This window comes from Brevundimonas sp. FV1ye4L (assembly GCF_058681255.1).
In genome coordinates this window covers 350970-363126 of sequence record NZ_CM178734.1, presented here as the reverse complement: position 1 = coordinate 363126, position 12157 = coordinate 350970, and the positions used below count along the sequence as shown (strand labels likewise).

Genomic DNA, 12157 nt, shown 5'->3' with positions numbered 1-12157 from the left:
CGTTGGGCTTTTCAGCCGTGAAGCCGAAGGTCTTACTTGGGCGTGGTGGCTGCACCGGCGACAGCGCCGATGGCGGCGCCGGCGACGGTCGAGCCGGTGTTGCCGCCCACGACCTGGCCGGCGACAGCGCCGCCCAGGGCGCCGGTGGCGGCGCGCTGTTCCATGGTCTGGCCACAGGCGGCCAGCAGGGCCACGGCGCCGATGACGGGGGTCAGTTTCAGCAGGATTTTCATAAGGCTACTCCGGGGGACTGAGACGAGACTGACCCAACGAAAAGGCCCGCGTCCGGTTCCGGACGCGGGCCTTAATGTCTCAGTCGCTGTTGCGAACTGCGGAACGCGACTTGAGCGCTGACTTTGCGCTACGCTTGGGACGCGGTCCCTCGCGGCTTGAGCGCCTTAGCCGACGATTTGGTCATCGGTGAAGAACTGGGCGATCTCGAGCTTGGCGTTGTCCTGGCTGTCCGAGCCGTGGACCGAGTTTTCGCCGATCGACAGGGCGAATTGCTTCCGGATCGTGCCTTCAGCGGCTTGTTCCGGGTTGGTGGCGCCCATGACTTCACGATAGGCGGCGACGGCGTTGTCGCCTTCCAGCACCTGGACGACGACCGGCTCGGCGGTCATTTGCTCGACCAGCTCGCCGTAGAACGGGCGTTCGGCGTGGACTTCGTAGAATTTCTTGGCCTGGTCGGTCGACAGCTTGACGCGGCGCTGGGCCACGATGCGCAGGCCGGCGCCTTCGATCACGGCGTTGATCGCGCCGGTCAGATTGCGGCGGGTCGCGTCGGGCTTGATGATCGAGAAGGTGCGTTCGGTCATGGGAATTGACTTCTTGTTAGGGAGATTAAGGTCGCGGGCTTATAGCGACGCCCCGCCCCCGCGCCAAGCCGTCTTTCAGCAGGCGATGGCCCGCACGTGACCGGCGGCGCCGTAGTCCAGAATAGCGCGGTCGCGGGTCACGACGACGAGATCGTCTACCCGAGCCTGCGACACCAGCAATCTGTCAGCAGGATCCTTGTGAAACGGTGCAGGCAGACTTGCGGCGGTGATCGCCGCCGCCGTCGAAAGAGGCAAAGCCTGCGCACTTGCGCTGGACCTCGCCGCTTCGAACCAGACGACAGGATCTCCGGTAATCTGCAGCACGCGCCCCGTTCGGGTCGCGGTCGCCAGCATGCCGATTTCCCAGGCCGAGACCGAAGAAATCCAGAGGTCGTCGGCTTGCGCCGCCTTGGCGATGACGTCGCGCGCCTCTTGACGGATCGAAGCTCCAAGAACCATGCGGATGAAGGCGTTCGTGTCCAGAAGGACGCCGCTCATCCTTCATCCCACAGACCACGCTCCGGGTCGCACACCCCGTGGATGGCGGGGTCGTAGATCGGACCATCGATGTCCAACCCCTCGGGTATAATCACTGTGCCCTTCATACCGCCGAAGATGCTGTTGGGGTCCCACGGCTTCTCTGTCGGGTGGTCAGGAGACCTGACAACCGCCACCTCCTTGCCGCGTTTGGTGATGCGAACCCTGCGGATCTCGCCCGAGTTCACGCGATCCAGCAGGTCCAGGCACTTGGCCTTGAACTCCGTGGCCGTTATGACGACCTCGCCGCTTACAAGATCATACGTCATGACTGGTCATATAGAGATGACCGGTCAGAAAGTCCATTGCGCCTCCCATGCTCCAGATCACCGACCTGACCTTCAACGCCTGGGGCCGCAAATTCCTAGTGGACGCCTCCGTCAGCCTGCCGCCGGGCTCCAAGGTCGGCCTGGTCGGCCGCAACGGCATCGGCAAGTCGACCCTGTTCAAACTGATCCTGGGCGAGCTTCACGCCGCCGGCGACGAGATCAGCCTGCCCAAGACCGCCCGCATCGGCTCGGTCGACCAGGAACACCCGGCCACCCCCGTCAGCGTCATCGACACCATCCTTGAGGCCGACGTCGAACGCCACACCCTGCTCGGCCGGCTGGAGACCGCCGAGCCGGAAGAGATGGGCGAGATCTGGTCGCGCCTGATAGAAATCGACGCCGACGCCGCCCCGGCGCGCGCCGCCGAAATCCTGGTCGGCCTGGGCTTCGACCAGGAGAATCAGGCCCGGCCCATGTCCGAGTTCTCGGGCGGCTGGCGCATGCGCGTCGCCCTGGCCGCCGCCCTGTTCGCCGAGCCGGACATGCTGCTGCTCGACGAACCGACCAACTACCTCGACCTGGAAGGCGCCCTGTGGCTTGAGGCGCGGCTGAAGAAATATCCGCACACTGCCCTGATCATCTCCCACGACCGCGAGATGCTGAACGAGGTCTGCACCCATATCCTGCACCTCGCGAACCACACCCTGACCCTCTACACCGGCAACTACGACGCCTTCGAAAAGGCCCGCGCCGAGAAGGCCCGGCTGCAGCTGTCGGCCAAGGCCAAGCAGGACGCCGAACGCGCCCACCTCCAGGCCTTCGTGGACCGATTCAAGGCCAAGGCCTCCAAGGCCGCCCAGGCCCAGTCGCGGATGAAGCGGCTGGAGAAGATGCAGCCTGTCGCCACCACGATCGAGGAACGGGTCGCTCCCTTCACCCTGCCCTCGCCGCCGCGCCCCCTGGCCCCGCCGCTGATCCGGCTGGAACGGGCCAATGTCGGCTATGACGTCGGCAAGCCGATCCTGCGTAATCTGAACCTGCGGATGGACCTGGATGACCGGATTGGTCTGCTGGGCGTCAACGGCGCCGGCAAGTCCACCTTCGCCAAGATGATCGCCGGCGCCCTGGACGTGTCCGAGGGCGAACTGCACCGCGACCGCAAGATGCGCGTGGGCTGGTTCCACCAGCACCAGATCGAAGCTATGGACCCCACCGACACGCCGCTGGAGATCATCCGCCGCGCCATGCCGGACGCCCCCGAAAGCGCCCGCCGCTCCAAACTGGCCCAGTTCGGCCTGGGCTATGAGAAGCAGGAAACCACGGTCGACAGCCTGTCGGGCGGCGAACGCGCCCGCCTACTGCTGAACATGGTGGCGATGGACGCGCCCCACGTCCTGATCCTCGACGAACCGACCAACCACCTGGACATCGACAGCCGCCGGGCTCTGCTCGACGCGCTGAACGACTATTCCGGCGCCGTCATCCTGATAACCCACGACCGCTCGCTGATGGAGATGGTCGCGGACCGGCTGTGGCTGGCCGCCGACGGCACGGTCAAGCCGTTCGACGGCGACATGGACGACTACGCCAAATTCGTCCTGGACCGCGCCAAACAGGCCATCGCCAAGCCCAGCCAGATCAAGAAGGAAGAGGCCGCCGCCGCTCCCGCCGCCCAGAACAACAAGGGCAAGAAGAACGACCGCAAATCAGGGCCTTCGCCCTCGACCCTGCGTCACGCGGTGAAGAAGGCGGAGGAGACCATGGTGCGCCTGACCGCCGAGATCGCCCGCATCGACGACGACATGGCCACCGCCTCAATCAACAACCCCAAGGCCCTGGAAGGTCTGACCCGCGCCCGCGCCAAAACGCAAGCCGACCTGGACGCCGCCGAAGTCGCCTGGGTCGCTGCGGAAGAGGCGCTCGCCGAGGTGGCGTAGTTATTGACCTCAACGTGAGGCCATGCCCAAATCCCCTTCGACATCCAGGGGGAATCGCTCATGCTCGCCGCACTTCTCGCCATTCTCGGCACCGCCGCCGCGCCCGCCGACGCGCCCGCCGACGCCGCTCCTTCGACCGCTCGTTACGCGATCGAGGTCTCGGTCATCAGCGAAGGCGTCGAGACGGTCGCCGCCCGCACCCTGATCAGCGAAGAGGGACAGGCGGAAATTTCGGTGTCCGACGGGAACGACGCCTTCTTCCTCCTGAACGCTGAGTTGGTCGTGCAGGCGGAGAATGAGACGGACGCAGACCTCGGCCTGTTTCTCAACATCGACCATGGCGACCATATGAAGTCAGCCCCAACATTGACCTTGCGGCGCAACGGACAGGCCAAAATGGTGATCGGCGGCACGGACTACAGGCTCAGCCTGGAGGTTTCGCCCCTCACACCCTGACGCCCGTCAGCCCCCGCTGCTGGCCTGCATATAGGTTTCCTCATAGGGCTGGACCACGATCCAGCCCTCGCCGGCGAACTTGAGCTGAATGCTCTCGCCCGAACCCCGGCCCATCAGGGTCTTGAACGAGATGTCGGTGGCGATCTCCGGCGACAGGCTTCCCGACCAGGCCACGGTGGCGTTCGGATCAGTGAATACCGGCCCGGTGACCGCGCTGACTTTGAGGATCAGCGGATCATAGTGGGAGGTGATGGCCACGATGCCGCTGCCGCTCAGCTTCACATTGAACAGGCCGCCGGACATCATGCCCGCGACCCGCTTCATCATGGTGATCTGGTTGCTGACGCCGGTCTCCAGCGCCAGTACGTCATTGCCGTTGGCGAAGATGGTATCATTCTCCAGCCGCAGCAGGGTGATCTTCTTGCCCTTGTCGGCCAGATAGACCCGCCCCTGGCCCTCCATCTTCATCAGCACCATGCCTTCGCCGCTGACCGCCTTTTTCAGCAGATTGCCGAGGCCCTGCTCCATCAGGCCCTGACGCGTGAACTTCACCTGACCGGTCCGCGCCACCATGGCCCCGGACTTGGCCCAGACCGACCCGTTCAGCCGCACCTCCAGCAGATAGGGGTTCTCCAGTTCGAAGGCTTCGGGGCTGACGTCCTTCTCCCTATAGGCGGCGACGAACTCGGCGACGGTCTTGACGGGCATGGGAACCTCAAAAGCGGGGATGTCTGAACCCCAAGCCTGCCCGCGCACGCCCCGGTCGTGCAAGTTGAAATGAATTGCAAACGACTCTCAATCTTATAATCTCCCCGCCCGAAAGCGGAGGACGCCCCCATGACTCGACCCACCATCCACGCCGGCCTGCTGGCCTCCATCCTAGCGGTCTGGAGCGCCGGGGCGGCCCAGGCCCACTCCCCCTATCTGCGGCCGAACCTGTTCGACGCCGGTCGGCGCGACCATGTGACCGTCGAAGCCAGCTTCACCGAAGACGTCTTCAACGCCGAGGTGGTCATGCGCTCCGACAGCTTCCACGTGGTCGGCCCCAATGGCGCCACGCCGATCAGCGCCGTCACCTATCTGCGCGACCTGGCGGTGTTCGAGGCGCCGACGCCGGTGGACGGCCTCTACCGCCTGTCGTCCGGCCCCCGCGCCGGCCGCGCGGCCAAGATGTACAACACCCCCTCCGGCTGGAAGATGGTCGGCGAGGAAGACACGCCGCCTCCGCCCGGCGCGGGACTGGTCGATGTGCAAAGCATCACCGTCGCCGAGGTCTATGTGGTGCGCGGCGCCCCCGACGAGGCGGCGCTCAAGCCCACCGGCCAGGGTCTCGAACTCCAACCCCTGATCCAGCCGAACGAGATCGTCGCCGGCGAGGACGCAAGCTTCCGCCTGCTGTTCGACGGCCAGCCCCTGGCCAACACCCCCGTCACCGTCTTCCGCGAAGCCGGCCAATACGACGGCAAGAAGGTCGAGGCCGAAACCGCCACCGACGCCTCGGGGGTCCTGACCCTGCGCGTCTCAGCGCCCGGCGCCTATATGACCCAGGTCCGCCATCGCACCGCCGCCCCGGCCGGCGCCCCCACCCCCTACCGCAGCTACACCCACACCCTGACCTTCATCGCCGACGCGGGGTGAGGCGGCGGGCCGCGCCTGGCTTTTAGCTAGGCGCGGCTCCAGTCAAAATAGCCGGCGGACGCGCCCGAACCGCCGACGCTCCCGGCCCAGAACACCCACGCACGCTTCGCCATCGCCGTCTCCTCTCGGTGGGTGAACAGACGCGTCCGCGCGGGGGCCTTCCATTTCGCCGAGGAGCTTATTTTCCCTTCTCTTGATCACCGGCTTTAGATGAAAGCTTGACCATTGCTGATCGCATCAGCCCATTGCCACGGATCGAGCGACTATCTACGGTCGTACGCCCGTTGGAAGCAGATGGTCATGAACAAAACTACCGGTATGACCAGCGAGCGCTTAGGGCGGATCGTCGAAGAAGCTGCAAGCGAAGTTTATATATTTGGTGCAAATGACTTCTTATTTCGGCTTGTAAACAAGGGCGCACGTGACAATCTCGGCTATAGCGCTGAAGAAATCTCTCGGCTGACTCCTTGGGATATCAAGCCAAACATCAGTCGTTCTGATTTCCTGACCCTGATCAAACCACTCCAATCCGGCAAGATCGACAGACTTGACTTCGACACCGTCCACATGCGCAAGGACGGCAGCACATACAATGTGTCCGTCAAGCTTCAGCTATTCGACGACGGCGATGACGCAGTCTTCTATGCCGCTATAAAAGACACGACAGATTATCAGCGCGTTGAAGCTGCGCTACGAGAAACAGCCACCCGGCTTGATGTAATATTGAGCAATACGACCATGGCTGTCTTCCTCATGGATGAGCGACAGCACTGTGTATTCATGAACAGGGCGGCGGAGAAACTCACAGGCTACGCCTTCAAAGAAACGACCGGACGTCCCCTCCACGATGTGATCCATCACACCTATCCGGACGGCTCGCCCTTCCCCATTTCGGAGTGCGCCATTGACCGCGCCTTTCCGAAGAAGGCCGGGATACAGGGCGAGGAGATTTTTGTTCACAAGGACGGCTCCTTCTATCCCGTCGCCTTCACCGCCAGCCCGATTTACGACGGCGAGGCGAAGGTGGTCGGCACCGTCATCGAAGCGCGTGACATCAGCGAACAAAGGCGCAGCGAGGAAGCTCGCCAGTTGCTGATGAACGAGGTCGATCACAGGGCGCGCAATGTTCTGTCCATCGTCCAGTCGCTCACGCGACTGACCCGCGCCGACGATGTCGAAACCTACAGGGACGTCCTCGCCGGGCGGATCGGCGCCCTCGCGCGCGCTCAGACCTCCCTGGCCAGTCGGCGTTGGGAAGGCGGCCGGCTGGAGGATGTGGTCAGGGAAGAGCTGGAAGCCCTTTGCCCCAGGGACACCGTGGATACGCAGGGGCCCGAGATCGGGCTTTCGCCCGAACAGGTCCAGCCCCTCAGCATGCTGCTCCACGAACTGGCGACCAACGCCAACAAATACGGAGCCTGCAGCAATGGCGGCGGCCGTGTCTCGGTGACCTGGACGCTGAAGGAAGGTCAGGTGACGCTCCAGTGGCGCGAAACCGGCGGCCCCACGGTTGTTCCGCCGACCCGAGAAGGCTTCGGATCCTCCCTGAAGGCCAGCGTGGTCCGTCAGCTAGGCGGCGCGCTGACCCGCCAGTGGGCGACCGACGGGCTGATCGTCGAAGTCGTCTTCCCACTCGACCCGCTGCAAACGCCGGCCTGAACGCGCGCCTTCCGGTCGAGAGCGGAGGCGCCCGGAGCCCCCCTCGACGAAAACAGGCCCGGCGAACCCCTGCCCGCTTTCCGGACCGCACCCCATTTCGCAAATCGACCCGTTGCGGTCGTTCAGATCATCGCAGGCTGATCGGTAGCCGAACCTCGTTCAGCGCTTCTGCTTGCCCTGTTCGCGATTGGTGCCCGAGGAACACCTCCACCTCGGGATGGGCTTCCGCAAAGCGTCTCAGGCGATCTGCCGACCGCTCGGTGGCGGCACGGGCGGCCGCAGGGACGAGCTGTGGCATGGCGGACTCCCAGCCGAGACGGGTGCTGACCGCGTCGCCGACGACCAGTTTCGGCCCGTCGACCGCGTTTACCAGATAGGCGGTGGAGCCCGCCGAGTGGCCGGGGACGCTGAGGGCCCAGACCGAGCCGTCACCAAAGACGTCGAGGACGCCGTCGAACGCGCCGTCCGGGTCGGACGGGAAGGCCCATTCGTGCAAGGGGCCGTACCCTTCCAGAATGGCGTCGGCCGGGCTGCCGAGCAGGAGATTGATCCGGCTGCGCTCCTCGGCCTCGCCCCGTCCGACGTAGACTGGTGTCGTCACGGGCAGGTCGATCAGGCCGCCGACATGGTCGAAATGCAGATGGGTCAGGAAGACGGCGCCCGGCGCGGCCTGACCCGCCAGCCACTGGCCCGTCGTCCGCTCGATCCGGATGTTCAGGTCTCGCACCCCACGCCGCATGACCCAGCTCAGCCGGTCGTCCAGCCCGGCCGAAACGCCTGAATCGATCAGGATCCGCCCGAACCGAGGATGGTCGATCACGTAGGCATAGATGGTTGCCTCCTCATCTCCCTTGGGCACGGAGGCCGTGCGGGGATCGTTGCGGTCGATGAAGGTACCGCGGCCGCTGGTCCAGCGGGCGAAGGCGACACGCTCGAATGTCACGATCCCCGGCCGCGCCAAGCTGGCGGCCATGTCCGAGGTCGCGGCCGATGCGCCGAGATCGGCGGTGATGACGGGGTGGCGCGTGGTCGGGGTCGCGCAGGCCGACAGCGCGAGGGCGCTCCCCAATCCGGCGAGCAGAGACAGGAGCGGGCGTGCCATGGAATATCCTCGATTGCGTTCAGGCGCATATCGAAATACATAAAAATATAGCTGTCAATCAGCCAGTCAGACGTGCTCCATGGCCCTGCTTTTTGAGTTTCCACCCCCCGTTCCGTCCGAGCCGGAGGCGTTCCGCCGCATTCGCCGGCTGAGCCGGCCGCTGGAATGGCTGTTCGCCGGTCTCTTCGTTCTCGGCGCGCTTCTGCTCGCCGTCGCGGTCGTGGCGGTCCTCGCCTATGCGGGGACGCGGCTTCAGGTCCGACCGGGCGGAATGCAGATCTTCATCGAGGCCCAAGCGCCGGCCCTGCACCCGGGCTGGTGGACGGTGGGCAGTCTGCCTGTGATCCAGAAGCTGGCCTTAGCGACCTCCGCCACCCTAATGATGGCCCCGGCTCTTGCAGTGCTGTGGCACCTCCGGCGGCTGTTCCGGCTCTATGGAGCGGGCGTCGTGCTGGAGCCCGAGAACGCCCGTTGCATGACGGCGATCGCGTTGTGGCTGATGGCCTATGCGGTCGCTCCGTCGTTGGGCCATGTCGTGGTGACCCTGGCCGGGTTCGACGACGAGGGCTGGTTGCGGATGGACAGCGTCAAGGCCTTGGGTCTGGGGCTGATCCTGTTCGTCGTGGCCCGTGTCATGGCCTTGGCGGCCGAGGTCCACGACGACGCATCGCGGTTCGTCTGATGCCTATCGTCGTCCGCCTTGACGTCATCATGGCCCGTCGCAAGGTGCGTTCAAAGGTGCTCGCCCGCGCGATCGGGATTTCGGAGACCAACCTGTCCCTACTCAAGTCCGGGAAAGTGCGGGGCGTCCGGTTCGCGACCCTGGACGCCATCTGCCGCTATCTGGACTGCACGCCCGCCGACATCCTCGAATATGCGCCGGACGAGGTCGCCAGTGACGGACCGGATCAACTGAACGTTTCGTCGAGGCTTTGACGAAGAGCCAAGCATCTGAATGTGCGCTTTCCACCCTGAGCGGAAGCTCAGCGCTTCCGCTTAGGGTGTTCACAGCCCCTTATGCCGGGCAGCGCGTCTCGGTCTGGCTGGAGTCCAGCTTGATCTCCGACACCGACACCGTCAGCGTCCCGCTGGTCGCCATGTGGAACGGAACCTCGACCTTCGACAGATCCCCGCCGTCGGTGCGGAAACAGGTCAGGGGGATGCGGGCCTCGCGCCACTGGCCCACCGGGGCCGAGCGCAGCAGGCCGGTCAGGTCGATGGCTCCGCCGCCCAGCTTGAAGGCCACCGGCGCGCTCGGCGCAGCGTCCACCCGGTAGCGGAAGCCCAGGGCCACGGCCCCATTGGCCTGACGCGTCAGATCGACGGGCGTGCCCCAGATCTCGACGCTGGCCGCTCCCGTTCCCGCAAAGGCGAACTGCTGGCCGCTTTCCTGGGCCAGGTCGTCAACCGGGCGCGAGGCGACGCCGGCGCGCGGGCTGGACGCAGTCTTGGCCGTGCCGGGCCGGGTCTGGCCGCCCGCGTCGTTCAGCAGCAGGCTCCACGGCGAGACGAACCGCCCATCGACGAAATACCGGTCCAGATTGGTCGCCTGGGCCGAGACTCCGCTCTCCTCCGACAGCATCCCGACCGTCGCCGGCGCGGCGTAGCTGAGGCCATAGCCATAGGCGAACTGGGGATCATAGCCGGGCTGGCCGTGGTTCAGCGGCGTCCCCGTCGCATCCTTGGGCCAGCTGAACGACAGCTTGCCGTGGAAGTCGTTGCGCGGCTTGCCGTCGGCGCCGCCCACCAGAATGTCGGCGACCCCGCCGCCCTCGGTCCCCGGCAGCCAGGCGGCCACGAAGGCGTCCGAGGCGTTGATCTCCGGATTGGTCCACATCGGCCGCCCGGACAGGAAGACCGACACGGTCGGAATCCCTGCCGCCTTAAGCCGCTTCAGCGTCTCCAGCGGCGCGCTGGGCACGTAATCCAGATTGTCCACGTCGCCCTGGAACTCGGCATAGGGGGTCTCGCCGAAGACGACGATGGCCACGTCGGGCTTTTGGGTGAAGCTGCCGTCCGCGCTCAGGGTCGCGCTCCCGCCCCCGGCCTTGACGGCCTCCTCGATGCCGCCCCAGATGGACTGGCCCTGGGGGAAGTCGGCGTTGGAATTGCCCGTCCCCTGCCAGCTCAGGGTCCAGCCGCCCGAGGCCTGGCCGATGTCGTCGGCCGCCGTCCCCGCGACCAGAACACGCGCATTGGCCCGCACCGGCAGGACGCTGTCGTTCTTCAGCAGCACCAGAGACTTGCGCACCGCCTCGCGCGCCAGGGCGCGGTGCGCGGGCGAGGCCAGCTCCTCGAACCGGCCCTCCATCGGCCGCGCGGGCTCAAACAGGCCGGTCTTGACCTTGGCGACCAGGATGCGGCGCACCGCCTCGTCCACCCGCGCCATCGGGATCTCGCCCGACTTGGCCTGGGCCAGGGTCGAGGCGTAAAGCGGCTTCCAGCTGTCGGGCGCCATCAGCATGTCGATGCCGGAGTTGACCGCCAGGGCGCAGCTCTCGTTGGTGCAGCCCGGCAGTTGCCCATGGGCGTTCCAGTCGGACACCACGAAGCCCTTGAACCCCAGCGGCCCGCGCAACACGTCGGTCAGAAGGGTCGGATTGCCGGAATGCTTGAACCCGTTCCAGCCCGAGAAACTGGCCATGATCGATAGCACGCCCGCGTCGATGGCCTGGACATAGCCGCCCAGATGGACGTCGATCAGCTCCTGCTCCGTGCCCCGGAAATCGCCCTGGTCCTCGCCCTCGAAGGTGCCGCCGTCGGCCAGGAAATGCTTGGCCGATCCGGCGATATGGCCGGGCGCCAAGGGCCGCCCCGGCTGCAGCTCGCCCTGAAGCCCCAGGGTCATCGGCCCGGCGTAGGACCGCTGGACCTCCGGATCCTCGGCATAGCCCTCATAGGCCCGGCCCCACCGGTCGTCGCGCGGCACGGCTAGGGTCGGGCCGAAGGTCCATTCCGCCCCTGTCACGGCCACTTCCAGCGCCGTCGCCGCCCCAATCCGCCGGATCAGGTCCGGATCGCGCGCGGCGCCCAGGCCGATGTTGTGCGGGAAGATGGTCGCGCCCGGCACGTTGTTGTGCCCGTGAACCGCGTCGATGCCGTAGATCAGCGGGATAGTCGTGCCCCCGCGCGCTTCGTTGGCGGCGCGGAAGGCGCGGGCCAAGTCCAGCCACTTCTGCGCCGTCGCCTTGTCGTCGCCCCACGGACCCGAGCTGCCGCCCGCCAGGATCGAGCCCAGCGGATAGGTCTTCAGATCGTCCGGCGTGATCGAGCCGATGTCGGCCTGGATCAGCTGACCGACCTTCTCCTCCAGCGTCATCTTGGCCATCAGTTCGGTGACGAAGGCCTCGGTCCGCGCGTCGCTGATCGCCGCGGGGGTCGCCGCCTTGGGCCACAGCGCCGGATGGGCCCTCGAGGCCTCGGGAACCGCCACCGTCTGGGCAAAGGCTGGGGCGCCGCCGCCTACGGCCAGGGCCAGCACCATCAGGGACACAGTCGCGCGCATCGGATTTTCCTCGCAGGATGAACCAGGAGGCGTGCGTCTGACGGATCGGAAGACAGGCGGACAGGCGCGGCGGAATGGCGATATTCCGGCCCCTCACCCTGTGCGTCTGCTCCCGAGCGATCGATCCGCCGCCCTTCGGCGCGGATTAGGGACGGGACGCGACGAACCGTCAAGCCATTTTTGAGAACGTTCTCAGGATCGCCCTGCGCACGATGTCGCAGGGCGACCGTGAGCCA

Annotated in this window: 13 protein-coding genes; 6 read left to right on the top strand and 7 right to left on the bottom strand. The window is 65.9% G+C overall.

What is annotated here, in order from left to right:
* Positions 1 to 32: 32 nt before the first annotated feature.
* From ACW17X_RS01765 to ACW17X_RS01750, 4 genes are all read right to left on the bottom strand, one after another.
* Positions 33 to 233, bottom strand: a complete 201-nt coding sequence (locus ACW17X_RS01765) for a YMGG-like glycine zipper-containing protein (RefSeq protein WP_492087258.1) — start codon at positions 231 to 233, stop codon at positions 33 to 35.
* 165 nt (positions 234 to 398) lie between these two features.
* Complete coding sequence (ndk, locus tag ACW17X_RS01760; RefSeq protein WP_492099312.1) at positions 399 to 818, bottom strand: nucleoside-diphosphate kinase; 420 nt, start codon at positions 816 to 818, stop codon at positions 399 to 401.
* A gap of 75 nt (positions 819 to 893) precedes the next feature.
* Positions 894 to 1316 carry a type II toxin-antitoxin system VapC family toxin gene (locus ACW17X_RS01755; protein WP_492099310.1) on the bottom strand — a complete coding sequence of 141 codons (423 nt, stop codon included), beginning with the start codon at positions 1314 to 1316 and terminating at the stop codon, positions 894 to 896.
* Positions 1313 to 1624, bottom strand: coding sequence for a type II toxin-antitoxin system Phd/YefM family antitoxin (locus ACW17X_RS01750; protein WP_492099308.1), 312 nt, complete (start codon positions 1622 to 1624; stop codon positions 1313 to 1315). The genes ACW17X_RS01755 and ACW17X_RS01750 overlap by 4 nt, the downstream gene beginning before the upstream one ends.
* Before the next feature lie 47 nt (positions 1625 to 1671).
* Here ACW17X_RS01750 and ACW17X_RS01745 point away from each other — a divergent pair, with 47 nt between their 5' ends.
* Together ACW17X_RS01745 and ACW17X_RS01740 are read left to right on the top strand one after the other, a co-directional pair.
* Positions 1672 to 3561, top strand: a complete 1890-nt coding sequence (locus tag ACW17X_RS01745; RefSeq protein ID WP_492099306.1) for an ABC-F family ATP-binding cassette domain-containing protein — start codon at positions 1672 to 1674, stop codon at positions 3559 to 3561.
* Positions 3562 to 3621: 60 nt separating this feature from the next.
* Positions 3622 to 4017 carry a hypothetical protein gene (locus tag ACW17X_RS01740; protein ID WP_492099304.1) on the top strand — a complete coding sequence of 132 codons (396 nt, stop codon included), beginning with the start codon at positions 3622 to 3624 and terminating at the stop codon, positions 4015 to 4017.
* 6 nt (positions 4018 to 4023) lie between these two features.
* On the opposite strand, the gene ACW17X_RS01735 is transcribed toward ACW17X_RS01740, so the two are convergent.
* Positions 4024 to 4725 (bottom strand): AIM24 family protein, encoded by a 702-nt coding sequence (locus ACW17X_RS01735; RefSeq protein WP_492099302.1) that lies wholly within the window; start codon positions 4723 to 4725, stop codon positions 4024 to 4026.
* Between the two features lie 129 nt (positions 4726 to 4854).
* Here ACW17X_RS01735 and ACW17X_RS01730 point away from each other — a divergent pair, with 129 nt between their 5' ends.
* Both ACW17X_RS01730 and ACW17X_RS01725 read left to right on the top strand, forming a co-directional pair.
* Complete coding sequence (locus tag ACW17X_RS01730; RefSeq protein ID WP_492099301.1) at positions 4855 to 5655, top strand: DUF4198 domain-containing protein; 801 nt, start codon at positions 4855 to 4857, stop codon at positions 5653 to 5655.
* A 300-nt stretch (positions 5656 to 5955) separates the two neighbouring features.
* A complete protein-coding gene (locus tag ACW17X_RS01725) occupies positions 5956 to 7314 on the top strand; it encodes a PAS domain S-box protein (protein WP_492099299.1) in 1359 nt (452 codons plus the stop codon).
* A gap of 127 nt (positions 7315 to 7441) precedes the next feature.
* Here the strand turns inward: ACW17X_RS01725 and ACW17X_RS01720 are convergent, their stop codons facing one another.
* Positions 7442 to 8416, bottom strand: coding sequence for an MBL fold metallo-hydrolase (locus ACW17X_RS01720; protein ID WP_492099297.1), 975 nt, complete (start codon positions 8414 to 8416; stop codon positions 7442 to 7444).
* A 79-nt stretch (positions 8417 to 8495) separates the two neighbouring features.
* Between ACW17X_RS01720 and ACW17X_RS01715 the strand changes: the two genes are divergently transcribed.
* A complete protein-coding gene (locus ACW17X_RS01715) occupies positions 8496 to 9098 on the top strand; it encodes a DUF2975 domain-containing protein (protein ID WP_492099295.1) in 603 nt (200 codons plus the stop codon).
* Positions 9098 to 9352 (top strand): helix-turn-helix domain-containing protein, encoded by a 255-nt coding sequence (locus ACW17X_RS01710; protein ID WP_492099293.1) that lies wholly within the window; start codon positions 9098 to 9100, stop codon positions 9350 to 9352. The genes ACW17X_RS01715 and ACW17X_RS01710 overlap by 1 nt, the downstream gene beginning before the upstream one ends.
* A gap of 79 nt (positions 9353 to 9431) precedes the next feature.
* Here ACW17X_RS01710 and ACW17X_RS01705 read toward each other — a convergent pair whose 3' ends face one another.
* Entirely contained in the window at positions 9432 to 11921 is a 2490-nt protein-coding gene (locus ACW17X_RS01705; RefSeq protein ID WP_492099291.1) for a glycoside hydrolase family 3 protein, read from the bottom strand.
* Positions 11922 to 12157 lie beyond the last annotated feature (236 nt).